Genomic DNA, 22525 nt, shown 5'->3' with positions numbered 1-22525 from the left:
GCTCAAGGCATGGCGAAGATGGAGCATTTCGAGATCCCGGCCGACGACATCGCGCGCGCCCGGGAGTTCTACCGAACCGTTCTCGGGTTCGACTACGAGCCGTGGGGAGATGACATGGGCGTGCTGCGGCAGCCCGATGGCGAAGGCGTCAACGGCGACCTGCACAAACGGTCTGCCGTGCCGCATCCGACAGTCGTCTTCACCGTCGACCGCATCGAAGACGTCGTGGCCGCGGCGGTTGCAGCGGGCGGCGAACAGGTCGGTGAGATCCAGGCTCTCGGCGACGACGCGCGCTGGGTCTACTTGCGAGACTCCGAGGGCAATGTGATCGGTCTGTACGACCAGGTCTCGGCGAGCTGACTCGCGTGCCGTCGTCAGGCTCAGACGCCAGGTCGGGGCGGCGAAGCCGCCCCAGGCGTTTCTCAGCCTGTCGACGGGACGACTCAGGCTGATTCCTGTCAGGTCGGACCTGCCCCACCGGCGGTGTCGGCGGGTGCGCCGCTGATAACCTGAAGCGCGTGTCTGATGAAGCCCTGACGACCGCCCCCGTGGCGCTCGATCCCGCGTTCGAGAACGTGTGGGACGAGCTGGTGTGGCGCGGTCTCGTGCATGTGTCCACCGACCAGGAAGCGCTGCGAGAAGCGCTCGGCGGAGACCCCATCACGTATTACTGCGGCTTCGACCCGACGGCGGCATCCCTGCACCTCGGTCACCTCGTGCAGCTGCTGACCCTTCGCCGTCTGCAGCTGGCCGGTCACAAGCCCCTCGGTCTCGTCGGCGGCTCGACCGGCCTCATCGGCGACCCCCGTCCGACCGCCGAGCGCACGCTCAACTCGCGCGAGACCGTCGCCGAGTGGGTCGACCGGCTGCGCGGTCAGATCGAGAAGTACCTCAGCTTCGAGGGCGAGAACGCCGCCCGCATGGTGAACAACCTCGACTGGACGGCGCCGATGTCGGCGATCGACTTCCTGCGCGAGATCGGCAAGCACTACCGCGTCGGCACGATGCTGAAGAAGGATGCCGTCGCCGCGCGCCTGAACTCGGATGCCGGCATCAGCTACACCGAGTTCAGCTACCAGATTCTGCAGGGGCTCGACTTCCTCGAGCTCTACCGCCAGTACGGCTGCACGCTGCAGACCGGTGGATCGGACCAGTGGGGCAACCTCACCAGTGGCACCGACCTCATCCACCGTGTCGAGGGCACCTCGGTGCACGCATTCGGCACGCCGCTGATCACCAACAGCGACGGCACGAAGTTCGGCAAGAGCGAGGGCAATGCCATCTGGATCGACGCTGAGCTCACGAGCCCGTACGCGTTCTACCAGTTCTGGCTCTCGACCGCGGATGCCGATGTCGTCGAGCGCCTGAAGGTGTTCACGTTCCTCAGCAGCGCCGAGATCGCGCAGTACGAGCGACTCGTCGCCGACGAGCCGTTCCGCCGTGCCGCTCAGAAGCGTCTGGCATTCGAGGTCACCGCGACGGTGCACGGCGTCGACGCGACGGCGAAGGTCATCGCGGCATCCGACGCGTTGTTCGGCCAGGGCGACCTGACCGCGCTCGACGCTGCCACGCTGCGCTCGGCTCTGCAGGAGCTTCCCCACGCCACGGCGTCGGCCGGCGCCTCGGTCGTGCAGCTACTCGTCGACACCGGGCTCGTCGGCAGCCTGTCGGAGGCCCGCCGGGCCATCGCGCAGGGCGGCGTCTCGATCAACGGTGCGAAGGTCGACGACGAGTCGGCCGTCGTCGTCGGCGATCTGCCGGGTGGTGTGGCCGTGCTGCGGCGAGGCAAGAAGACGCTCGCGGGCGTCTTCGTCGAGGACTGACCCGACCGGATGCCGTTCACTCCGAGCCACGCCGTCGTCGCGCTGGCGGTCGTTCGCACACCGCTCGTGCCGGCGGCAGTGGCCGTCGGGGCGATGGCTCCCGACCTGCCGTTGTTCGCCCGCGGGAACGGCATCAGCTATGCGCAGACGCACGAGTACCCGTGGCTGACGGTCGTGATCGCGGGTGTGCTGCTGCTCGCGTGGTGGCTGCTGCTGCGCCCGGCGGTGCGCGAGCTCGGGCCGGACTGGCTGTCGAGACGGCTGCCGCAGGCGTGGGATTCCGCGGGCGGCGACGCGCTGCGAACGGTCGTGCCGGGGACGGGGCGCGGCCGGTCGGTTGCGGTCACGGTTCTGCTGGTCGTGGTGTCGCTCGCTCTCGGCGTGTTGAGTCATATCGCCTGGGATGCCTTCACCCACGAGGGGCGCTGGGGCGTCGAGCTCTTCCCCGCGCTGGCCGAGCGCTGGGGACCGTTCCACGGCTACCGGTGGTTCCAGTACGCATCGAGCGCGCTCGGCCTGCTGGGGCTCGCGGTGGCGGGGGCGTTCTGGCTGCGGAAACGGTCGTCGGCTCCGGTGCGGCGGGTGCTGCCCGGTGCCGTGCGGGTGGTCTGGTGGCTGTCGCTGCCGGTCGCGCTCGTCGCGGCGTGGCTGATCGGCCTCGCCGCGTACGGCCCGCTGACGGCGCAGTGGACCGCCCAGCACCTCGCCTACCGCGTGCTGCCGCCCGCGTGCGCCATCTGGGGGCTGGTCACGCTCGTGCTGTGCGTCGTCGTGCAGGTGGCGCGTCGCCGCGCGACGCGCTGAGTATCGCGGGGCTTCGGTCTTCGGCGGCCCGTGGTCGGGTGCCCGAGGTGGTGGGTCAGTCGACTCCGCGCAGTCGGTCGATCTCGCGGCGTTCGCGTTTCGTCGGTCGGCCGGCTCCGCGGTCGCGGACGGCGAGCATCGCCATCGGCTCGCGCGGGGGAGTGCGGTCTTCCAGCGCCGTTGCGGCGACGGGCGCACCGACGCGCTTGGTGAGCGTCTGCCGGACGACGAGGATGCGGTCAAAGCCCGCGATCCGCACGCGCAGTTCGTCGCCGGGCTTCACCGTTTGCGACGCCTTGACCTTCTCGCCGTTGACCCGGACGTGACCGGCGCGGCACGCCGTGGTCGCCGCCGAGCGGGTCTTGTAGATGCGGACCGCCCATAGCCACGAGTCCACGCGGACAGGGGCATCGGATGCGGTCATGCGTTCCATTCTCGCCCAAGCGTCACGGGTGCTCGCCGGTACTGGTTTCGTGTGCGTCAGCGAGCTCGAGCGAGACCACGGCGACGTGCGGCTTGGGGCGCGCGACCTCGCGGAAGCCCGCGCTGAGGAACGTGGAGAGAGCCCCGTGGTACAGCTCGTTGGACGTCACCTTTCGCCCCGCATCCGGGTCGACGGGGTACGCCTCGACCACGCGTGCGCCGTTCTCGCGGGCGAAGGCGATCGCGGCATCGAGAAGCGCCGCGTTGAGGCCCGAGCCGCGATGCTCCTTGCGCACCGCGAAGCAGCTGACGGCCCAGACGTCCGCGTCGTCCCAGGGCTCGTCGGTCGCACCGGCATAGGCGCGGGTCTTGCTCAGTCGCACCTGGCGGGTCCGCGGCCCGACGCGAACCCAGCCGGCGGCGTCACCGTCGACGTAGGCCACGAGGCCGGGGGAGGGTGCGGCATCCACTTCGCTGCGGAACGCCGCCGCCCGTCCCTCGATGTCGGTGCGCTGGAACTCGGCGTTCGTCATCGTCCACCACTGGCACTGACACTCCCGTCCGTCACCACCGCCGCTGATGGCGTGCTGTGCGTCGCTGAAGCTGCCGGGCGTCACCGGCACGATCCTCGTCTCGGTCATGGGCCGACCGTAGCGCTCGCCACCGACACGGGCAACGCGCCCGGGTGCACCGGTTCGCGAGTGGGCCGCGGACCCGTTAGGATAGGGGAGTTGTCCGCGTGCGGGCAGCGGACCGGGATGTGGCGCAGCTTGGTAGCGCACTTGACTGGGGGTCAAGGGGTCGCAGGTTCAAATCCTGTCATCCCGACGGTTCGAAGCCCCGGCGAGCGAGATGCTTGTCGGGGCTTCGCGGTCTCTGGCAGTGGCTTCTCATTCAGGTCGCAGGTTGCTCAGGACTTCGGCGCCTCTGCTGCATTCGCGGCAGGCCCACGGAGCGTTATCCGAGCCGCGAGCTCATTGCCGATGTCGTGTCGGGGGCTCGCAATGAGCCCTGCTGCGGCGAGGTCGGCATCCGGATGCAGGGCTCCCTCATCAGCCTTGAGGATCAGGTCGCGGAGCGGAGGCCGCCGGGCGTGAGCCCAGGCTTGAGCCGGGGGGGGCAGCTTCAACCTGCCGCGTCGCCCTATTCTTCGCGTTGCCACGAAGGGGCTGGTGCCTGCGGAAGCTCTGGGCTAACGACGCGTCGTGACCGGCGCCATCAGCCAGGCGAGACCGCACAGCAGAGCGGCCCACGTAAACGGGATGATGTAGGTGATCGGGGCGTTTGGACCGGCCGCGCCGGCCAGCGCGGCGGCCTGGTCTACGGGCAGGAGATCGATGATCGTGGCAGGTGCCCTGACCGCACGCAGCGCTGTCGGGACGAGCCAGCCGATAGCCAAGAACAACCCGTAGGCGAGAGGGCCGGACGGAAGCAAGACGCCGATGGCGGTGCCAATCCAAGCAACAGCAACCGCTCCTAGCGCCAGGTGCGCTCCTCGCGCGATCTCCACCGAGAAGCTCGGCGGGCGTTGCTCGAGTAGCGCTGCCAAGCCTCCGACCACGATGACGCAGACGAGGAAAGTCGCCAGCGCCACGCCGGAGGAAACAGCTCCGACGGCACAGAGGCGCGCCGCGAGAAGGCGTCGTGCTGACGGCACTGCGAGGTTGCTCAAGCGACTACCCCCGGTGGTTCGGTCGCCCGAGGAGGCATAAACGCCCAACACGCCGGCTACCAGGAACATCGTGGATGCGCCTGAGGTCGGAGCCGCCCGAAGGAGACTCGTAGCGTCCGCTTGCAGGCCGCCGTGTGTCGTGTCGGCCAATGCTTGAGCCAGCAGCACGGCAAGTGCCGCCGATCCTGCTCCTACCAGGACCACCGACGCCATCATCAGCCAGGGTGCGGGGACGGTGCAGTAGCGGGTGATTTCGAATGCGACAACGTCGCGCCAGCCTGGTCGAAGAAAACGCCGCTGAGCGCGGAGCCCTGTCTGGGTCACGGGTTCGGTGTTCATGTCTCAGCCTTGGTGAAATGCAGACGGCGCGAGGTGCTCCTGGTTCGCACGCGCCATCGCGAGCGTGTACTCGGCCTCGAGGTCCCCACGTGTCTCCCCGATCGACTCAACGAAAAGACGCTCGACGAAGGCCACGCGGGCAACGGCGGCGACGCGCGCGTCATGCACGACGACGCGACGTCCGTCGACGCTGACGACGTGGCCTTGGCGGCGCAGCAGGGCGGCGAGATCCGCGGCGGCATCCGTGAGAGCGGTGACGGTCCATCCGGCAGCCTCAGACGTCGAGCTTCCGGACGTCCTCGCCGGAGGGCGGGTCGTCACAATCTGTCCTGCCGACATCACTTCGACGTTGTCGCTCACCGCTGCGACCTCGCTGAGCACGTGGGACGACATGAGCACTGCTCCGCCTTTGTCGGCTACGCCTCGTACCAACGACCGCATCCACCGGATGCCGTCAACGTCCAAGCCATTGAGTGGCTCGTCCAGTATCAGAAGGCTCGGCTGCCCGAGAAGGGCGCGCGCGAGCGATAGCCGCTGCCGCATGCCGAACGATAAGGTTCCGACCCGGCGGCGCGCAGCTTCCGTCAGCCCGACCTCCATCAGCACCTCGGTCACTCGGGCCTTGTCGATCCGATGCGACCGGGCGGCGACGAGTAGCTCATCGCATGCTCGCCGGCGGGGGTGCAACCAACCAGCATCAAGCGACGCGCCCACCGAACGCATCGGCGATTGCAGGTGCGTGTACGACACCCCGTCGATGCTGACCGCGCCTGCGTCCGCGCGTTCCAATCCGAGCACTACTCGGAGAAGCGTGGACTTGCCGGCCCCATTCGGGCCTACGAGAGACGTCACGGTCCCGGGCGTGACGCGCAAGGAAACGTCGTTGAGCACCCGACGCCCACCGAGTGTTTTCGAGACGCCGGACACGATGAGGCGCGGCGCAGCGCCGGAGTCAAGCGTCCGCGACATGAACCTCGCCCTTCTCGATCGCGACGAGTCGGGTTGCCAGCTGGCGCAGGCGAGCTGGCAACGCATGGGCGACGACGATCACCGCTCGGCCTTGCGTGAGCCATGTCGAAATGGTGTCGATCAACGCCTCCACGGCGTCCTCATCGAGCGCGTTGAAGGGCTCATCCAACAGCACACAGGAGGATTCGACGTCGTCGGTGCACATGAGGAGCCAGCTCTTGCGCCGGTTCCCGGTCGACAACTCCGAGCTTGGCAAGTCACCGTAGTCGATCAAACCCCATCGTTGGAGCGCAGCGTCGATTTCGTCGTCCGAACTTCGCCCGCAAAGAATGAGGTGCTCGCGCAGGGTCAGCGCCGGAATGAGGCCGATCTCATGCGGAGCGTATGCCCTCATGCGTCGCGCTGCGGTGTCGCCTACCGAGACGCCGCGTATCGAGCATGTTCCCGAGCGCAGGGGCAGATTCGAGGCTGCGGTCTCGAGCAGCGTCGACTTTCCGCTGCCGTTCGCCCCCGTGATCAGAGTCAAACCTGGTCCGATAGCGAGTGTGACGTCGGTGAGTACGGGTGGCTCACCGCGATATGCGAGCGTGGCGTTCTCGAACGCGACGACTGCGCTCATTTCATTCACAGGACGTGCACCTTTCGACGGAGGAACACGAGGGCGACAGCCGCGGCCCCGACCGACGCCAGCAATACCGCGGGGGCAACGGCGAGCGGCGAGAATGTCACGGCGAGCGCGCCCAGAAGCGGAGGCGCACCTGAAACGAGGTGGCCATGGATACTGAGTTCGATGGTGCCGTCCGGCAATCGTTGGACCCCGGAATCGGCGAATGGGCCCAGAATGAGGCCTGCTACAGCCCCGAACGAGGTCACAACAGCAACCAGCAGCGGAGTCGGATCGAAGCGCAACAGCGAGACCCCGGCACCCAGGACCAGGGTTGGAGCGGCGACCACGACGGTCAGAGTCACCCCGTAGACCGCGACCGCGACCGGAATAGACCGTGGCGCTGATCGGGCAGCCAACGCGAAGAGGGGCAAGACATGCAGCGGCGTGAGGAACGTCGATGCGGTCGCCGAGACAATATTGGCGACCACCAAAGGAAGCAGTGCGATCGCCGTCGTTCCCGGTGCTACGCCCGCCAGAGCGCCAGTGCCGGCGAGGCCCGCTGCCAGCACAGCTGAGCTCAACAGACACAGCGGGCGGAGAGTGCGACGGAGGATGATGGAGCCACGCCCGACCGAGCGCGTCACGAGCGCTACGAAAGCCGAGGGCCAGCCGTGGACTCTGCGGAGCGCAGACTCGACGCCGGTCGCGCGGCCGAATCGAAGCGCCAGTGCGTCGGTTACCAGGACCGCAGCGATCGCTGCGGGAGAGAAGGACGACGCGCTGCGCAACTGATCGGTCACGAATCGGAACAACTCCTCGACGTCCAGGGCGAATAGTGCGACGGGGTTGAGGGTCGAGAGGAGAAAGCCCGCCGCTGCCCCGCAGCCGACGGCAAGTGCGACGGCGACGGGAAAGGAGTGCATCTTCGTCGGCGCTCGTGACACCCCGACCGCGATGAGAAGCACGGCTGCGACGCCGACGAGCAGAACGCCACCGACCGTGGCCACATCGGCGGGGCCGCTGATCGTCACCGTCAGCGCGATCACGGCGATTGCAGCTACACGCAGCAGCGGTCGAAGCTGACCCCGCACGAACAGACTCGCGCGCGGGGCGACCCGCAGCCCGTCGAACAGGAGCCGGGAGAAGGGCGTCAAGTGTGCCTGCACGCGAGCTGAGCCGCTCACAGCAGAGAGGGCGGTGAGCGCCATCAGTACCTCGGCGACAAGGGCGACCACCGGCAGGAAGGGAGTGATAGCGACCGAAAGAATGCGGACGACGGCAGCGATCGCCACGAGAAGCAGCACGAGCATCGCGCCTGAACTGACGACCATCACGAGAAGGATCGTGCTGGCCGCGCGAACATTGTTGGTGACGCCGTTTGCTCGCGCCCACATAGCGAATTCGAACCGCGCGACGACAACGATCGCGCCCAGCGCCGACCGTGCCCGGCCGACAAGCGATGTTTGCCTCGGAGCCGCGAGCGCGCCTCCGTCCGCAGACGCTGCGACTATGGATCGAGAACCAACTGTCACGTGTGCCGCTCCCGGCCGAGCTGCTTCCGATCAAACGCTCCCTCAAGGTGCGCGAGGGCCGCGAGCCCGCACAGGGCGGCGGCCGAGTAGGGAAGCCAACCCCAGGCTTCCCCGCGCAGGAACGCCCCGATAACGACGCAGAGAAGCATGGCGATCGCGAAGAGAAGCACCCCGACGACTGGCACGAATGTGGGCTTCGCAACGAATATCACCAGCAGCACTGCTACGACCGCGCCCGCGACGGCCAACACCGAACGCGAAACAGAAAGCACGGCGAAGGTGCGTTCCGGTGCGCCGAGCTCGTTGGAGTCGCGGAGCAAGAACCCGACGACCGACGCCACGAAGAGAACACCAACAGCAACCGGGGCGATCCATGGTCGAATACGTTTCCACGCGCTCATGCGAGAACCCTTCCGATCTGAGCGGCGAGCACGGCGCCGGTCGCTGCCGCGGCTAAAGCGATCGTCACGACCTGCACTCGCACCGCGACGTGCCGCCCGTGAAGCGTGCGGTAACCGACCGCGAAGATGATGGACACGCCGAACACCGCGATGGCCGTGATTGCGGCGGCTTTGGGGACAGCCGCTACCGCAGCGATGATGGCGAGCAGCGTTGAGCCTGCGGAAGCGTAATCGACCGCAGCGACCGCTGCATCGCGGGCATCCCACCGCGCCTCGGACCTGATCAAGCCGGCGAGGCCGCCGCCGACGATCGCCGCTCCCAGCCGTAGCACGACGTACGTCGCGATGGCGGCCAGTATCAGCATCGAGAGCGCGGTAACCCGCGCTAGGCCCTCGAAACCCTGGGGCACCTCGGTCGCAGGCAAGGCGAGCTGAGCGTCGATGTGTCTGATGAGGGCGAAGGCGCCAACTATGGCGAGGAGGACGTTGACGAGCACCCACGGCAGCGCGCGGCGCCGTCGCGGGGTCCTCGATACGTGGTCGAGGATGGACTCGGATGGTGCATTGATCATTTTTCTCCGTACCGGGCGGACTCGGTCGTCAGCGCGGCAAGCCGCCAGCGACCTCGAGAATCGCGCCGACGATCAGTAGCACGGTTCCGAGGAGTGCGTATGGGAGGGTGGCGGACAGTGACGCACTCAACGAGTTCGCGTGCTGCCGCCACGTGGCTGATGCAGACGGCTTCCGCAGATACAAGCGACGAGCTAGCTCCGCAGTCGGGAGAAGTCCCGCAAAACCGAACACAGCGAAACCCGCAACTTCGAAGGCGAGAAACGGAAGCAGCGCGTCGGCGGCTCCGCCGACGCCCCAGTCCGAAGCGGCGAGTCCTACCACCGAGCCGATGTAGATCCCCGCGAGTACCGTCATCGCGATCGTGATGGTGCCGAGCGTTGCGACTCCCGCGTAGAGGATGAGGCCGACCATGATGTTGCTGCCGAAGATCAGCGGAACCTGCTCCCAGGGCATGTATGCGGGGTCCTGACGGGCAGTTTCGAACGGCAGCCCGGCAGTGGCGCCGAGCGCGAGGGTCACGATCCACAGAGGGATCGTCACCCCCGCTGCCCAGCGCCGTGCGCCCGTCATCTCTCGTCGAGCCGAGGGCAAGCTCCTGGCGGACACGCTCAGGTCTTACTCGATGGCCTGCTTGCGCCCGAACGTCGCGATCGCCCAGCGGATGCCGCCCACGACGGCGCCGCCGACGCCGAGGCCGATGAACGCGGCCACCACGGTCGCGACCGCGGAACCCGCTAGGACCGCATCTACGATCGCGACGGCGACCCCGGCCTCGGCAACTCCTGCCGCCGTGATGATCGACTTCACCACCTCCGGCCCGAAGGTGCCGCTCAAGACGAGCGCGAAGGTGGCGATTGTCAGGGCCACCGTCGCGCCCGCGAGCTGACGGACGTTGATTCTCGTCTGGTCCTCGGCCAGGCCCGTGACAGTGCTCATGTCTTCATCTCCTCACTTTCACGCGGAGCGGGCGCCCCGACATCGTCATGTTCGCGCTTGCCCGGACCCGCGAGTAGCGACGAACGTACTGACTTCGCCGGGGGTGATGCTCGCTCGAGCCGGTCGCCTTATCGAGTGTTCTCGGCTGCGCACAGGATCACGTCGCCCCGATTGTGGGTGACGATCCGCGGCACTGCGCTCGTCGTCGCAGTGCTGCGACGTGCGCTGACCTTCATGACGTTGCGCTCCGCGCTCCCCGGTGCGCGCTCGGGCGGCACGTCGCCGACGGTCAGCGCGCGGGTAACCGTGCGGTGAGGACCCACCGTCCGTCTGCGGGTCCCGACGTGAAGTGCCCGCCGGAGACCGAGACACGCTCGCGCAGACGGTCGAGCCCATAACCGGACGATGGGACGCCGCTTGTGGTCGGAGCAGGGTCGATGCTGTTGGTCAGCTCTAGACACACGTCGTCGTCGAGCACCTCGAGCGTGATCGTCACGGAGGCGTTCGCGGGCGCATGCTTCGCGATGTTGGTGGTGCCCTCACGGATCAGGTGCACCAGGGCCTGTTCGATCGTGGACGACACCGAGACGTCGCTGTATCGCACCGTGATGGCCGCCCCAAGCTGCAGGAGCGCGTCGCGGGCCTCCTCGAAAGCGGCGGCGATGTTCGGCGTCGGGACGTGGTCATCGGGCGTCTGAAGTGGGGAAGCTCCGTCGTCGCGCACGATCCGGAGCATCCTGCGAATGTCAGCCAGCGCCTGGTCTGCGCCGGCGCGGATGGCGCGAACGGACTGGTCGCGCAGTGCTTCGTCATCGACGCGCTCAAGAACCCTCGCGTGCATCGAGACGAGCGTGATGTCGTGCGCGATGATGTCGTGCAACTCGTCTGCGATGCGTTCCCGCTCGGCTTCGATCGCCGCCGTGCGTGCCTGGGCCAGTGCGGCGACGTCACCCGCCAGGCGCAACTCACGCCCGTGCGCCGCGCGCAGCGCCCAGCCGATGGAGGCGGAGATCGCGACCACGAGCGCCAGCGCGGGCAGCGCCGTGTTCGCGAAGATTCCGAGGACGGTGCTCGCCAGGATCGTGAGGATCAGCGTCGCGACGACGTAGATCGACACGAACCAGAGCGGGCTCGTGTAGACCACGAGGCCGGCAACGCCCGCGAGGTAGAGGACATCGCTGCCGTCCTGCCCCGCGGTGATCTGCACGAGCGCGATGAGGAGGAGGCTGGTCGCTGCTGCCGGGGGCCACCAGATGAACAGAGCCGTGGCCAGCATCGCAGGCAACCCAAACATCAGACCGCGCCACGCGACACCTGGCTCGGTGACGGCTAAAGCGATGTCGACGACGAGCATCACGGCCAGGACGAGGAGCAGGATGATGCGCCCCCGGCGCGGCAGCACGGAGAACCCGCGCTCATCCGCGCCCACTCGGCCCGGCGCGTGCCGGTGTCGTAGTCTCCTCTGACGCTCCGTCACCCTCCCATCATGCCCGCATGGGTGATCGGGTCACTTGCAGATCCCCAGCAAGCGGCACAACTCGCTCATGATCGGACCCGCCGGTCGCATTCCCGCTGTGAACAAGAAGAGTTCCGTGAACATCGATTCTCCTAACGAGGGTTCTCGGAGGAGGATTTCGGAAGAGCATGCCGGTGCACTGCGTCCGGAGGTATCGGAATTCACATACCTATGTACTAACCCGATTGTCGACGCGCTCCTTATAATCGCAGCGTGGGAGCCACGCGAGTGTTGATTGCCGATGACGAAGCGCTCGTCCGTCATGCTCTCCGTGTTTTCGTCGACACCAGCGGTGACATGAGCGTCGTCGGCGAAGCGGTGGACGGCGAGAGTGCGGTCGCGGCGACGGGGGAGCTTCGACCCGACGTCGTGCTCATGGATCTGCAGATGCCCAAGCTTTCGGGAATCGAAGCCACGCGTCAGATCACGACGGCCTTCCCGGATGTGCGGGTGCTCGCCGTCACGACGTTCTCGACGGAGCGGCACGTCGTACCGGCGCTGCGCGCTGGAGCTTCCGGCTACCTCGTGAAGGACACCGACCCGGACGACATCCTGGAAGCGATCCGCGAGATCCATGCCGGCCGGTCCGTCATCTCCCCACGCGTCACTCGCGACTTGATCAGCTCCGTGCGCGACGACCCGGGCATCGTCGGTGGTGCGCCTGCACCGCCACCCCTCACCCCGCGCGAGTTGTCGATCGTCAAAGCACTCGCTCACGGGCGATCGAATGCGGAGATCGCGAGGCAGCTGCATCTCGCAGAGCCGACCGTCAAGGCGCATCTGGGTCGGGTCATGACCAAGTGGGGGGTGCGCGACCGAGTGCAGGTTCTGATCTATGCGATAACGAAGCAGATCATCGACATCGAGTCATTCGATCTGCAGCCGCCCCGTTGATCGTCTTTTGACCGGAGCGCCGACCGCGGTCGACCACCGACTCGAGGATGCGCGTCGCGCTTTCGAGGATGCTCGTGACGCACTGGACGAAGCGCGCGAGCGCCTGCTGCGAACGCACATCGAGACCGCGCGGCTGTGGCACGGGACACCCTGACCTGACCGCAGAGGCGGGCGTCCCGCCCTTCCGCGCGGCCTTCGCGGACGCGGGTGTGCCGCTCCGGCGCTCCGTCGACCGGATTCGCACTCCCCGCGGCATCGGGGACGAGGCGATTCGGTGCGCTCAGACCCCGTCGGCGAGGTGGTGGATGATCTGATCTCCGATGCCGGACCGGAGGTGGCGTTGCGCCACCCGGTGCCCGCCCACAGCTGCAACCGGTCCGCGTCGCCGGCCTGCGACGCCGCCTGTCGGAGTGGACGGGTGAGGTGTGGTGCACAGCCGGGTAGGCGTTGAGGTCGGTTCTCTGGTGGCGGTCGATGAACCCGTTGCGCAGAGCGCGAGTGGGGCGTCCCGTGAAGGCGCGGGTGAGGACGGTGTCGGGTGTGCGGGTGGCGCCGAACGTCGCACTGTGCCCCCCGGCGCGCGGTCCCTGGACAACGAGCCCATCCACGCCCGAGGCGTCGGCGAGGCGGGCTTCCTCAGCGGTCGTGACGCTCGCGAGGACGCGTGTTCCTCGCGCGTTTCCTGCGCGCGCCGAGCGGGCAGGATCTTGCAGCTGTTCACGCCCTACCCCGTGTGGCCCAAGCTCTTCGGCTTCGCATTGGCGCCGTCGTTTCGCTCGTCGCGTGCTGGCACCACTTCGCAGGATGACGCGATCGCCGGGGTGGCAGTCGGTCATGGTCACAGGGGGGTGTCTCCAGGATGGAAAGGCAATCAAGGACACGTGCCACTCCGAGACGCACCGACATCCCGGTCATAGCGCTGCGGTCAAGTTGGGAGCAGGATCGAGGAATGAATGAGGTGCCCCGGGCATTCCGTCGCCGCAGGATCGTGTTGGTTATCTGTCTGGGCGCCCTTCTGACTGCCGGGGGAGTGGGCTCTGCAGCGGGCTGGTGGTCGGACTCGGAAGCAGAGCCAGAGGACTCCTACGCTGCGGCATTCGCTGACAATGATCTGCTCCAGCGCGTGCAGCAGGGGGTCGCCGATGATGCCAATGAGCGGGGAGCGCTCGCACGAGTCCTCGAGCTCACGCCCCAGGAACTAGCAGAAGTGCCATCGTTCACATGGAGAGTGCTGAGCAGCACGGATTCCACCGTTGACGTGGAGGTCCAGTTCCACCTGGAGGATCGTAGTTTTTCAGCTGGTTGGCGGCCGCAGACGGCACGCCGAGCGTGCCGGTCTTACTTGCTCGAGAACAGTTCCGTCCGCGCGACGTGGCTCGAGTGTCCTGAGCCCGCGCCGAGCAGCTTCGATGGAGACTGGTGGTAGCTCTCAACCGGACCATGGCCGAGCGCATGGCCGAGGGTGCGTGCGCTAGCCCGGCCCCGGCCGCAAGAAACCGAGGGGACGTCGATATGACGCTCATCGAGCACACGTCGCATTTTGAGAAGCAGTTCACCGTGAGCGGCTACGTCATGAACGCGGCGGCGGATCGGGTACTGCTCGTGCACCACCGGAAGCTCGCCAAATGGCTCCCCCCGGGTGGTCACGTCGACCCGGACGAGACGCCGCAAGCCGCCGTCGTCCGTGAGGTGCTCGAAGAGACGGGCATCCATGCGGCGGTGCGGCCGCACCCGGGCATCGACCTCGAGGTCGACGGCACGAAAGAGGCGCAGCTCGACCTCCCCACGAGCATGAGCTATCAGCTCATCCCCGAGCGCCCCGGCGAGCCGGCGCACATCCACCTCGACATGGCGTTCGTGCTCGACGTGACGGGGGAGGAGACCGTGAACTTCGCGGCCGACGAGGTCCACGGCGCCGGGTGGTTCTCGCTCGCGGACGTCATGGAGCTCGACACCTTCCCCTCGGTACGGGCGATCAGCCGATCCCTGCTCGCCGACCCGGCCTCGATCACGGCGTAGCGTTCGGCTCCGATCGGTTCCCCAGATGCCGCGCGAGGTACGGCGCCGTGCGGCTCTCGGCCTCCCGCGCCACGTTCTCCGGCGTCCCCGCCGCGACCACGCGGCCACCCGCGTTGCCGCCGGCTGGACCGAGGTCGATGACCCAGTCGGCGGAGGCTACGACAGCCATGTCGTGCTCGACGACGACTACCGTGTTGCCGGCGTCGACCAGCGCGTGCAGCTGCGTGAGCAGCAGGCGCACGTCGGCGGGATGCAGTCCGGTGGTGGGCTCGTCGAGCAGGTACAGGGTGTGGCCGCGACGGGCGCGCTGCAGCTCGGTCGCAAGCTTGATGCGCTGGGCCTCGCCGCCTGACAGCTCGGTAGCAGGCTGGCCGAGGCGCAGATAGCCGAGGCCGACGTCGCGCAGCGTGCGCAGGCTTCGGGATGCCGCCGGCACCGGCTCGAGGAACCCGGCAGCCTCGTCGACGGTGAGGGCGAGCACTTCGGCGATGTTCCTGCCGCGGTAGGTGACGTCGAGCGTCTCGGCGTTGTACCGCGCGCCGTGGCACGTCGGGCACTTCCCGTAGCTGCCCGGCAAGAACAGCAGCTCGACCGAGACGTAGCCTTCGCCGAGGCACGTCTCGCAGCGGCCTCCCGCGACGTTGAACGAGAAGCGTCCGGCGGTGTAGCCGCGCTCGCGGGCGAGGTCGGTGCCGGCGAACATGGCGCGCACCGCATCGAACAGGCCCGTGTAGGTCGCCAGGTTCGAGCGCGGCGTACGTCCGATCGGCTTCTGGTCGACGCGAACGAGCCGGTCGATGTGCTCGAGGCCGTCGACCGTCCGCACCGTCGGGATATCGGCTTGCCCGTCGGGGAGTGTCGCCTCCGCCAGCCCGGTCTCGGCCGGCGCCGCGGCATCCGGTGTCTCGTCGTCCGGCTGGTCGACTGCATCATCCCCGCGCAGGTAGCCGCGCACCACGTCGCGGAGCACGCCTCCCACGAGCGACGACTTGCCCGACCCCGACACACCCGTGACGGCCACGAACGTCCCGAGCGGGAACGACGCGTCGACGTCCACCAGGTTATGCAGTGAGGCGCCCTTCAGCGTCAGCCAACCGGTGGGGGTGCGCAGGTCGCGCGGCTTCACGGCAGCGCCGTCGGCGTCGGGGAACAGGAAGGGCCGCGTCACCGACACAGCGACCTCGGCGAGTCCGTCGACGGCTCCGCTGTAGAGCACCTCGCCGCCGCCTTCGCCCGCTCCAGGTCCCACATCGACGATCCAGTCCGCGCCGCGGACGACGTCCATGTTGTGCTCGACGACGAACACCGAGTTCCCCGCGTCCGTCAGCTGCTCCAACACGTCGAGCAGCGGCTCGGCGTCGGCGGGATGCAGGCCGGCCGACGGCTCATCGAGCACGTAGACCACGCCGAACAGGCCCGAGCGCAACTGCGTCGCCAGACGCAGACGCTGCATCTCGCCGGGGGAGAGGGTCGTGGTCACCCGGCCGAGACCGAGGTAGCCCAGCCCGAGGTCGATCAGCACCTCGATGCGGGCGACGAGGTCGGTGGTGATCGCGACAGCGACATCCGTCCGCTCGCCGGACGATGACGTCGGCAGCGCGGGCGCGGCATCCGTCAGCATCGTGGTCGGACGCAGGATGTCGGCGAGGTCGCTCATCGGCAGGGCGTTCAGCTCGGCGATCGTGCGGCCGGCGAAGGTGACAGCCAGCGCCTCGCGCCGCAGGCCCGAGCCGCCGCACAGCGGGCAGACGCCGGTGCGCACGAACTGGAGCACTCGCTCGCGCATCTTCGCGCTGTTCGAGTCGGCGAGGGTGTGGAAGACGTACTTCTTCGCGCTCCAGAACATGCCTTTGTAGGGCTTCGCGACTCGGTCGCGCTGCGGAGTGATCTCCATCACGGGCTGTTCGTCGGTGAACAGCAGCCATTCCCGGTCGGCGGGGTCGAGCTCGCGCCAGGGGCGGTCGACGTCGTAGCCGAGGGCGATCGTGATGTCGCGGAGGTTCTTCGCCTGCCACGCGCCCGGCCACGCGGCGATCGCGCCGTCGCGGATGCTGAGGGAGGGGTCGGGGACGAGCGTCTCTTCGGTGACCGTGTGCGCGACGCCGATGCCGTGGCACTCCGGGCATGCGCCGGCGGCGGTGTTGGGGGAGAAGGCGTCGGAGTCGAGCCGGTCGGTGAACCCGTCAGGGAAGGTGCCGGCGCGCGAGAACAGCATCCGCAGCGAGTTCGACAGCGTCGTCACCGTGCCGACGCTCGAGCGAGAGCTCGGCGCGCCGCGACGCTGCTGCAGGGCGACTGCCGGCGGGAGCCCCGTGATCGACTCGACGTGCGGATTGTGGCCCTGCTGGATCAAGCGCCGGGCGTAGGGGGCCACGGACTCGAGATACCGGCGTTGCGCCTCGGTGAAGATCGTCCCGAACGCGAGCGACGACTTGCCCGAGCCCGACACACCGGTGAACGCGACGATCGCGTTGCGCGGAACGTCGACGTCGACGTTCCGGAGGTTGTTCTCGCGCGCTCCGCGCACGCGCACGAAGGCATCGGGGCTGACACGCGAGTTTCCGGACATCGGGCAAGCCTACGTGTCGGAGGTGCGCCCTAGGCTCGTGCGGTGGGTATCGCAGAGTGGGTCGCGCCGCGGCGTCTGGGCCGTGACTTCCGGTGGCTGTTCGCTTCGTCGCTGACGAGCAACATCGGCGACGGCATCGCCCTCGCAGCCGCGCCGCTCCTGATCGCCTCGATGACCGATTCGCCGATCCTGGTGGCTTCCGGAGCGGTCATGCAGTTCCTGCCGTGGCTGCTGTTCGGGCTTCACGCCGGCGCCATCGCCGACCGGGTCGACCGACGGGTCCTGATCATGGTGGCAAACGGCATCCGGGCTCTCGTGCTGGTCGGTCTGTGCGTCTTCCTCGTCACCGGTCTCGCCAGCATCTGGATGGTGCTGATCGTGGCGTTCCTCTACGGCACCGCCGAGGTGTTCGTCGACACGACGAGCAGCACTCTGCTGCCGATGATGGTGCGCAAAAGCGACCTCGGCATCGGCAATGCGCGCCTTCAGGCCGGGTTCCTCGTGGCGAACCAGCTCGGCGGTCCGCCGCTGGGTGCCTTCCTGTTCGCCGTGGGATCGTTCTGGCCGTTCGCCGTCCAGGGGCTGTGCGTCGCGCTCGCGCTCGTCCTCATCTCGCGGATCACCGCGACGAAGCGCGTCGAACCGGCGGACGGACCGCGTGAGCGTACTCCGGTGCACACCGATATCCTCAGCGGCATCCGCTGGCTGTGGCGCAACCCGCCGGTGCGGACGCTCGTGATCATCATCCTCACCTTCAACGTGACCTGGGCCGCGCCCTGGGGTGTGCTCGTCCTCTACGCGACCGACTACCTGCGGATGGGGCCGGTCGGGTACGGCGCGCTGACGACGGCTTCCGCGATCGGCGGACTGGCGGCGACTCTGCTGTTCGGAAGGCTGGAACGACGCTTCTCGTTCGCCGCGCTCATGCGCGTGTGTCTCACCGCCGAGGTGCTCATGCACCTCGCGTTCGCCCTGACGACCTCGGGGGCGGTCGCCTTCGTGATCATGATCGCGTTCGGTGCCTACGCCTTCGTCTGGGCCACGATCTCGACCACCGTCCGCCAGCGCCTCGTTCCTCACGAGCTGCAGGGCCGCATCGCCTCGGTCAACATGGTCGGGGTCTTCGGCGGACTCGTGATCGGGCAGGCGCTCGGCGGGGTCATCGCCCAGGTCTGGGGACCGACCGGCCCCTGGTGGTTCGCCTTCGTCGGCGCGGCGCTGACCCTGCTGCTGGTCTGGCGTCCGATCACGCACATCGCGGCGGCTCCGCCAGCCGTCGACGACGACGAGACGGAGGCTGTCGCGGCCGGGTGACCGGCCTACCGCTCGTCGAGCTGCGCCATCGCATCGGCCAGTACGCGCGCGACGGGCCAGGCTCCGTCTGCCGTGTTGCTCATCACAGTCGCGGTGGTCGCGGTCGGCGGGTGATGAACGGACCGGAACGACGAGCCGACGTCGCACCCTTCGAGGACGACACCTGGTCCGGTCTCGTTGAGCCAGAAACCGAGACCGTACCGCATCTCCTCGTCTTCGACGAAGGAACGCGGGGCGGTCATCAGCGCCACGGTTTCGGGCGAGACGATGCGTCCGGCGGAGAACGCGCGCCAGAACCGGTGAACGTCGGCGGCCGTCGTGGAGGCGCCGCCGTCGCCATTGGCGCGGACGGGCAGGTGCAGCGTGTTGACGCGCAGTCCGTCGTCGAAGACGTATCCGCGGGCATGATTCCCGTCGAGCTCGTCGGTGCGGGGGAAGCCGGTGTCGACGAGGTCGGCCGGGACGAGGACGAGGTCGTGCACCACCTCGTGGAAGACGCGGCCCGTGACCCGTTCGAGGACGATCGCGAGCACGACGTAGCCGCTGTTGCAGTAGGCGAAGGTCTCGCCGGGAGCGGCCTTCGGCGGGATGCCGTCGAGCAGGGGCAGGAACGCCTCCGCGGTCGTGAGCGTGTGCGCGGGCACTCCGAGGTAGAACTCCGATACATCGAGGTCGTCGTCCTCGTCGATGTAGTCGCCGATTCCCGAGGTGTGGCCGAGGAGGTGCTCGACGGTTACCGCGTCGTCGATGAGCGGCAGATCGTCACCGAGCACCCCTCGAACGGCAGTGTCGAGCGCGAGCCGGCCGTCTTCGACGAGTCGCATGATGGCGAGTGCCGTGAAAGCCTTGCTCCCTGACGCGATCGCGAAGCGCGTGCTCTCGGAGACGGGCCTCTCGCTCGCCCGGTCGGCCATCCCGTGCGCACTGCGCCACACGGACAGATCGCCCGAGTCGACGCGGACGATCCCCGAGAACGGTTCCTCATCGAACGCGGCCTGAAGCGCTCGCTCGTCGATGATGATGCTCTCCGTCGTGCTCATACCCCTACTGTGCCAGTGGCGCGGAGGTCGGCGCGACTCCCCCTCCACCTTTCGATGGAGGTGGCGGATTGCCGCCGTTCGAACGTCGAGCCGCACGCGGCCTCCTTCTTACAGTCGACGACGACCCCGTTCCTCGGGGTCCGACGACGACCGGAAGGAAACCCTCATGGCCACCATTCACGTCGGCTCCACCTCCGAGAGGAGCGTCACCGGCATCATCCGCCGGCGGCCCCTCGTATCGTTCTTCGTGCTCGCGCTGGGTCTCAGCTGGGTGGCCTGGACCCCGTGGATCCTCTCGAACGACGGTCTCGGCGTCTGGGATTACGCGTTCCCGCAGATCTTCGGCACCTCGCAGTTCACCGGGATGCTCTTCGGCGCATACCTCGGGCCGCTCGGTGCCGCGTTCGTCGTGACCTCGGTGACGGGCGGCCGGGCGGGATTGCGTGTCTGGGTCGGGCGGCTGCTGCGGTGGCGGGTCGCGCCGCGGTGGTACGCCGTCGCGCTGCTCGCGGTGCCGTTGGCCGTGCTGTCGCTCGGATTCGTCTCATCCGGCGGGGAGGCGCAGGCGCCCAGCCTCATCGCCATCGCGCTGTACGTGCCCGCGCTTCTGCTGCAGATGCTGACGACGGGGCTGGCCGAAGAGCCGGGCTGGCGCGACTTCGCCCTGCCGCCGCTGCAGGAGCGCTTCGGTCCGCTCGGCGCCGCGGCGATCCTTGGGCCGCTGTGGGGCATCTGGCACTTGCCGCTATTCCTCACCGAGTGGGGATCATGGCCGGACGTGACATGGCTGAATGTCGTGGAGTTCGTCGCCTTCAGTGCGCTGTTCAACGTCGTGATCATGTGGCTGTTCAACCGTTCCGGACAGAGCCTGCCGATCGTGATGCTCTTCCATGTGAGCCTGAACAACACCGTCACGGTGTTCTGGGCGGAGATGTTCCCGACCGTGGGCGGTGACCAGTTGCAGCACGTGCTCCTGATCGGTGCGGCAGTGGCCGCGGTTGTCACGATCGCGCTCACACGCGGGCGTCTCGGACTTCCGGCGGGTTCGCCCGTGATGGGGCATCGCGCGCCGGAAGCCGCAAAGATAGCGGCATGAGTCGGATGCGGCGTGCGCCGAGCGTCACGGATGTCGTCGTGGCGCTCGGCACCGGCGCGGTGACGCTGCTGGCGCTGGCGGCTGCGCCCGAGCTGTCCGCAGATCACGCGACGCCGCCCCTCGGGTCCGCCTCGTGGTGGGTGTTCGCCACCGTCCTCACCGTGCAGGCAGCCGCGCTGTGCTTCGCGCGCTCGATCCCCGTGGCGGTGCTGCTCGGCACGTCGGCCGGAGCGCTGCTCATCGGGATCACCACACCGACGGGACTCGGCAGCCTCGCCGATGCCGCCGTGCTGGTCGCCGTTCTGCGCGCCACGCCGGTCGTGACGGTGCCAGCCCTTCGGGTCGTGCTGCCGGTGGCCGGCATCCTCGTCGCGGGCGGACAGGCCGCCGACATCCTCGGGTCGAGCGCGGTGACCGTGCCGGCCGCGGTGGGCGCGGCGCTGCTGCAAGCCGTCGCCATCGTCGCTCTGCCGGCCGCGGGGGTGCTCGCGGTGACAGCTCGTCGCGACGCCCGTCGTGCCGAGCAGGGCGAGAGCGAGGCGGTTCGCCGTGAACGGGCCGCGGTCGTGGACGCCGCGGTCGCCCGCGAACGCACCGCGATGGCGCGCGAACTGCATGACATCGCCGCCCATCACGTATCGAGCATCGCGCTGATGTCGGGGGTCATCGAGCGCCAGATAGCGACCGACCCGGATGCTGCTCGGGTGGCCGTCCGGCAGGTGCGCGAACAGAGCCGCGTGCTGCTCGACGATCTCCGCCAGCTCGTTGGGCTGCTTCGGCGAGACGGCGATGGGCGCGACACGGTCGAGACGATCGAGACCGTCGCCGCTCTGGTCGACGCCGCCCGGGCCACGGGGCGCGCGGTCGAGTTCTCGATGGATCGAGGCACTGCACAGGTCGGCCCGCTCGGTCAGCTCGTGGTGTACCGGATGGTGCAGGAAGCGCTCGCCAACGCCGCTCGGCATGCTCCCGGGGCGCCGTGCGAGGTCCGCCTCGACGGCACTCGGCCCGGCGTCTTCGTCGCGACCGTGCGTGACGCGGGTGTCCCACCTGCCCTCGCGGCGCCGTCCGCCAGCGCGGCTCGCGAGGGATTCGGACTGCTCGGGATGCGCGAACGGGCCGGCCTGGTGGGCGGCACGCTGGACGCGGGACCGGAGGCCGGCGGTGGTTGGCGTGTCCGGCTCACGGTGCCGGCCGAGGCCCTCGGCGCCCCGGGAGCGAGCTCGTGATCCGCGTGCTCGTCGCCGACGATCAGCCTCTGGTGCGGGCGGGGGTCGCCGCGCTACTCGCGGCTGAAGATGACATCGAGGTGGTCGCGACGGCATCCGACGGCATCCAAGCGCTCGAATCGGCGACGTCGCTGCAGCCCGATGTCGCCTGCCTCGACGTCCGGATGCCGGGTCTCAGCGGTATCGAGGTGGCGCGAGCGCTTGCCGGTCGGGGAGAAGACGAACCCGCCGTCCCGGTGCTGATCCTCACGACCTTCGACATCGACGAGTACGTGTTCGAGGCGCTGGAGGCCGGGGCGTCGGGCTTCCTTCTGAAAGACGCCGAGCCCGAAGAGATCGTCCGAGCGGTGCGAAACGTCGCCGCGGGCAACGGCACCCTCGATCAGGCCGTCACGCGGCGAGTGCTGCGGGAGTTCTCACGCCGACGTGCATTGCAGCGGGTGTCGACGGCCACCGAGGCCGCCGACCACCTCACGCCGCGCGAGCGCGAGATTCTCGAGCTGCTGGCGCAGGGAATGTCGAACGACGAGATCGCCGAGGCGTTGACGGTCGAGGTCAGCACCGTCAAGTCGCACCTGGTGCGCATCCTGACGAAGCTCGGGGTGCGTTCGCGCCTGCAGGCGGTCGTCTGGGCGTATCAGAACAAGGTCGTCACGCCGCTGGACTGAGCCGGGGGACCGGGATCACCGCCGATTCCTCCCCAGGGGGAGAGGGGCGTCGGAGCAGCGATCCTGCCACTACCGTCATGGACTCAGATGGATCGCGCCAG

23 protein-coding genes and 1 tRNA gene are annotated in these 22525 nt (G+C 68.4%); 10 read left to right on the top strand and 14 right to left on the bottom strand.

Going from position 1 to position 22525, the window contains the following annotated elements:
• The first annotated feature begins 9 nt into the window (after window positions 1-9).
• The 3 genes from ACLBWJ_RS04110 to ACLBWJ_RS04100 all read left to right on the top strand — a co-directional run bounded on the left by ACLBWJ_RS04110 (window position 10) and on the right by ACLBWJ_RS04100 (window position 2627).
• Window positions 10-360 carry a VOC family protein gene (locus ACLBWJ_RS04110; RefSeq protein ID WP_274177579.1) on the top strand — a complete coding sequence of 117 codons (351 nt, stop codon included), beginning with the start codon at window positions 10-12 and terminating at the stop codon, window positions 358-360.
• Window positions 361-518: 158 nt separating this feature from the next.
• Entirely contained in the window at window positions 519-1823 is a 1305-nt protein-coding gene (gene tyrS / locus ACLBWJ_RS04105) for a tyrosine--tRNA ligase (RefSeq protein ID WP_447659766.1), read from the top strand.
• Between the two features lie 9 nt (window positions 1824-1832).
• A complete protein-coding gene (locus ACLBWJ_RS04100) occupies window positions 1833-2627 on the top strand; it encodes a DUF4184 family protein (RefSeq protein ID WP_274177581.1) in 795 nt (264 codons plus the stop codon).
• Window positions 2628-2682: 55 nt separating this feature from the next.
• Here the strand turns inward: ACLBWJ_RS04100 and ACLBWJ_RS04095 are convergent, their stop codons facing one another.
• Window positions 2683-3051: an RNA-binding S4 domain-containing protein gene (locus ACLBWJ_RS04095; protein WP_274177582.1), complete on the bottom strand. Its 369-nt coding sequence runs from the start codon at window positions 3049-3051 to the stop codon at window positions 2683-2685.
• Between the two features lie 22 nt (window positions 3052-3073).
• Window positions 3074-3691 carry an N-acetyltransferase family protein gene (locus ACLBWJ_RS04090; protein WP_447659765.1) on the bottom strand — a complete coding sequence of 206 codons (618 nt, stop codon included), beginning with the start codon at window positions 3689-3691 and terminating at the stop codon, window positions 3074-3076.
• 113 nt (window positions 3692-3804) lie between these two features.
• On the opposite strand from ACLBWJ_RS04090, the gene ACLBWJ_RS04085 reads away from it, so the two are divergent.
• Window positions 3805-3878 (top strand) — tRNA-Pro (locus ACLBWJ_RS04085).
• Between the two features lie 364 nt (window positions 3879-4242).
• Here ACLBWJ_RS04085 and ACLBWJ_RS04080 read toward each other — a convergent pair.
• From ACLBWJ_RS04080 to ACLBWJ_RS04040, 9 genes are all read right to left on the bottom strand, one after another.
• On the bottom strand, window positions 4243-5061 hold the full coding sequence (locus ACLBWJ_RS04080) for a hypothetical protein (protein WP_274177584.1): 819 nt from the start codon (window positions 5059-5061) through the stop codon (window positions 4243-4245).
• Window positions 5062-5064: 3 nt separating this feature from the next.
• Entirely contained in the window at window positions 5065-6030 is a 966-nt protein-coding gene (locus tag ACLBWJ_RS04075) for an ATP-binding cassette domain-containing protein (protein WP_447659764.1), read from the bottom strand.
• Window positions 6014-6649, bottom strand: a complete 636-nt coding sequence (locus tag ACLBWJ_RS04070; RefSeq protein WP_274177586.1) for an ABC transporter ATP-binding protein — start codon at window positions 6647-6649, stop codon at window positions 6014-6016. Before ACLBWJ_RS04070 ends, ACLBWJ_RS04075 begins: the two co-directional genes overlap by 17 nt.
• 5 nt (window positions 6650-6654) lie before the next feature.
• Window positions 6655-7968: a hypothetical protein gene (locus tag ACLBWJ_RS04065; RefSeq protein ID WP_354450953.1), complete on the bottom strand. Its 1314-nt coding sequence runs from the start codon at window positions 7966-7968 to the stop codon at window positions 6655-6657.
• A 197-nt stretch (window positions 7969-8165) separates the two neighbouring features.
• Window positions 8166-8570: a hypothetical protein gene (locus ACLBWJ_RS04060; protein WP_354450951.1), complete on the bottom strand. Its 405-nt coding sequence runs from the start codon at window positions 8568-8570 to the stop codon at window positions 8166-8168.
• Complete coding sequence (locus ACLBWJ_RS04055; protein ID WP_354450949.1) at window positions 8567-9142, bottom strand: hypothetical protein; 576 nt, start codon at window positions 9140-9142, stop codon at window positions 8567-8569. Before ACLBWJ_RS04055 ends, ACLBWJ_RS04060 begins: the two co-directional genes overlap by 4 nt.
• Before the next feature lie 28 nt (window positions 9143-9170).
• Entirely contained in the window at window positions 9171-9662 is a 492-nt protein-coding gene (locus ACLBWJ_RS04050) for a stage II sporulation protein M (RefSeq protein WP_354450947.1), read from the bottom strand.
• Between the two features lie 96 nt (window positions 9663-9758).
• Window positions 9759-10079: a hypothetical protein gene (locus ACLBWJ_RS04045; RefSeq protein WP_274177591.1), complete on the bottom strand. Its 321-nt coding sequence runs from the start codon at window positions 10077-10079 to the stop codon at window positions 9759-9761.
• A 289-nt stretch (window positions 10080-10368) separates the two neighbouring features.
• Complete coding sequence (locus ACLBWJ_RS04040; protein WP_447659763.1) at window positions 10369-11481, bottom strand: sensor histidine kinase; 1113 nt, start codon at window positions 11479-11481, stop codon at window positions 10369-10371.
• Between the two features lie 327 nt (window positions 11482-11808).
• On the opposite strand from ACLBWJ_RS04040, the gene ACLBWJ_RS04035 reads away from it, so the two are divergent.
• The gene (locus ACLBWJ_RS04035) at window positions 11809-12489 is read left to right on the top strand and encodes a response regulator (protein ID WP_282502345.1); all 681 of its coding nucleotides are present in this window, start codon (window positions 11809-11811) and stop codon (window positions 12487-12489) included.
• On the opposite strand, the gene ACLBWJ_RS04030 is transcribed toward ACLBWJ_RS04035, so the two are convergent.
• Window positions 12429-13325 (bottom strand): nitronate monooxygenase, encoded by an 897-nt coding sequence (locus tag ACLBWJ_RS04030; RefSeq protein ID WP_447660083.1) that lies wholly within the window; start codon window positions 13323-13325, stop codon window positions 12429-12431. The genes ACLBWJ_RS04035 and ACLBWJ_RS04030 overlap by 61 nt on opposite strands.
• A gap of 676 nt (window positions 13326-14001) precedes the next feature.
• On the opposite strand from ACLBWJ_RS04030, the gene ACLBWJ_RS04025 reads away from it, so the two are divergent.
• Window positions 14002-14508 carry an NUDIX hydrolase gene (locus tag ACLBWJ_RS04025; RefSeq protein ID WP_447659762.1) on the top strand — a complete coding sequence of 169 codons (507 nt, stop codon included), beginning with the start codon at window positions 14002-14004 and terminating at the stop codon, window positions 14506-14508.
• Here ACLBWJ_RS04025 and ACLBWJ_RS04020 read toward each other — a convergent pair.
• Window positions 14498-17077: an ABC transporter gene (locus ACLBWJ_RS04020; RefSeq protein ID WP_447659761.1), complete on the bottom strand. Its 2580-nt coding sequence runs from the start codon at window positions 17075-17077 to the stop codon at window positions 14498-14500. The two genes, ACLBWJ_RS04025 and ACLBWJ_RS04020, sit on opposite strands and share 11 nt — an antisense overlap.
• A gap of 42 nt (window positions 17078-17119) precedes the next feature.
• Here ACLBWJ_RS04020 and ACLBWJ_RS04015 point away from each other — a divergent pair, with 42 nt between their 5' ends.
• Window positions 17120-18391 (top strand): MFS transporter, encoded by a 1272-nt coding sequence (locus tag ACLBWJ_RS04015; RefSeq protein WP_354450937.1) that lies wholly within the window; start codon window positions 17120-17122, stop codon window positions 18389-18391.
• Window positions 18392-18396: 5 nt separating this feature from the next.
• Here ACLBWJ_RS04015 and ACLBWJ_RS04010 read toward each other — a convergent pair whose 3' ends face one another.
• The gene (locus ACLBWJ_RS04010) at window positions 18397-19431 is read right to left on the bottom strand and encodes a serine hydrolase domain-containing protein (RefSeq protein WP_447659760.1); all 1035 of its coding nucleotides are present in this window, start codon (window positions 19429-19431) and stop codon (window positions 18397-18399) included.
• Between the two features lie 166 nt (window positions 19432-19597).
• On the opposite strand from ACLBWJ_RS04010, the gene ACLBWJ_RS04005 reads away from it, so the two are divergent.
• From ACLBWJ_RS04005 to ACLBWJ_RS03995, 3 genes are read left to right on the top strand one after another with little or no spacing between them, the layout of a single operon-like run.
• Window positions 19598-20527 (top strand): CPBP family intramembrane glutamic endopeptidase, encoded by a 930-nt coding sequence (locus tag ACLBWJ_RS04005; protein WP_447659759.1) that lies wholly within the window; start codon window positions 19598-19600, stop codon window positions 20525-20527.
• Complete coding sequence (locus tag ACLBWJ_RS04000) at window positions 20524-21756, top strand: sensor histidine kinase (RefSeq protein ID WP_447659758.1); 1233 nt, start codon at window positions 20524-20526, stop codon at window positions 21754-21756. The genes ACLBWJ_RS04005 and ACLBWJ_RS04000 overlap by 4 nt, the downstream gene beginning before the upstream one ends.
• Window positions 21753-22424 (top strand): response regulator, encoded by a 672-nt coding sequence (locus ACLBWJ_RS03995; RefSeq protein WP_282502352.1) that lies wholly within the window; start codon window positions 21753-21755, stop codon window positions 22422-22424. Before ACLBWJ_RS04000 ends, ACLBWJ_RS03995 begins: the two co-directional genes overlap by 4 nt.
• Window positions 22425-22525 lie beyond the last annotated feature (101 nt).

This window comes from Microbacterium sp. M4A5_1d (assembly GCF_053345465.1).
The sequence above is the reverse complement of the archived record's forward strand: the minus strand, read 5'-3'. Positions and strand labels throughout refer to the sequence as shown.

Excerpts from the sequence above, each read along its gene's own strand:
- ACLBWJ_RS04070 (WP_274177586.1), bottom strand. The coding sequence starts at position 6,649 with ATGAGCGCAGTCGTCGCGTTCGAGAACGCCACGCTCGCATATCGCGGT.
- ACLBWJ_RS04060 (WP_354450951.1), bottom strand. The coding sequence starts at position 8,570 with ATGAGCGCGTGGAAACGTATTCGACCATGGATCGCCCCGGTTGCTGTT.
- ACLBWJ_RS04080 (WP_274177584.1), bottom strand. The coding sequence starts at position 5,061 with ATGAACACCGAACCCGTGACCCAGACAGGGCTCCGCGCTCAGCGGCGT.
- ACLBWJ_RS04095 (WP_274177582.1), bottom strand. The coding sequence starts at position 3,051 with ATGACCGCATCCGATGCCCCTGTCCGCGTGGACTCGTGGCTATGGGCG.
- ACLBWJ_RS04030 (WP_447660083.1), bottom strand. The coding sequence starts at position 13,325 with ATGACCGACTGCCACCCCGGCGATCGCGTCATCCTGCGAAGTGGTGCC.
- ACLBWJ_RS04020 (WP_447659761.1), bottom strand. The coding sequence starts at position 17,077 with ATGTCCGGAAACTCGCGTGTCAGCCCCGATGCCTTCGTGCGCGTGCGC.
- ACLBWJ_RS04010 (WP_447659760.1), bottom strand. The coding sequence starts at position 19,431 with ATGAGCACGACGGAGAGCATCATCATCGACGAGCGAGCGCTTCAGGCC.
- ACLBWJ_RS04110 (WP_274177579.1), top strand. The coding sequence starts at position 10 with ATGGCGAAGATGGAGCATTTCGAGATCCCGGCCGACGACATCGCGCGC.
- ACLBWJ_RS04090 (WP_447659765.1), bottom strand. The coding sequence starts at position 3,691 with ATGACCGAGACGAGGATCGTGCCGGTGACGCCCGGCAGCTTCAGCGAC.
- ACLBWJ_RS04055 (WP_354450949.1), bottom strand. The coding sequence starts at position 9,142 with ATGATCAATGCACCATCCGAGTCCATCCTCGACCACGTATCGAGGACC.
- ACLBWJ_RS04045 (WP_274177591.1), bottom strand. The coding sequence starts at position 10,079 with ATGAGCACTGTCACGGGCCTGGCCGAGGACCAGACGAGAATCAACGTC.
- ACLBWJ_RS04000 (WP_447659758.1), top strand. The coding sequence starts at position 20,524 with ATGAGTCGGATGCGGCGTGCGCCGAGCGTCACGGATGTCGTCGTGGCG.
- ACLBWJ_RS04075 (WP_447659764.1), bottom strand. The coding sequence starts at position 6,030 with ATGTCGCGGACGCTTGACTCCGGCGCTGCGCCGCGCCTCATCGTGTCC.
- ACLBWJ_RS04065 (WP_354450953.1), bottom strand. The coding sequence starts at position 7,968 with ATGGTCGTCAGTTCAGGCGCGATGCTCGTGCTGCTTCTCGTGGCGATC.
- ACLBWJ_RS04005 (WP_447659759.1), top strand. The coding sequence starts at position 19,598 with ATGGCCACCATTCACGTCGGCTCCACCTCCGAGAGGAGCGTCACCGGC.
- ACLBWJ_RS04025 (WP_447659762.1), top strand. The coding sequence starts at position 14,002 with ATGACGCTCATCGAGCACACGTCGCATTTTGAGAAGCAGTTCACCGTG.
- ACLBWJ_RS04100 (WP_274177581.1), top strand. The coding sequence starts at position 1,833 with ATGCCGTTCACTCCGAGCCACGCCGTCGTCGCGCTGGCGGTCGTTCGC.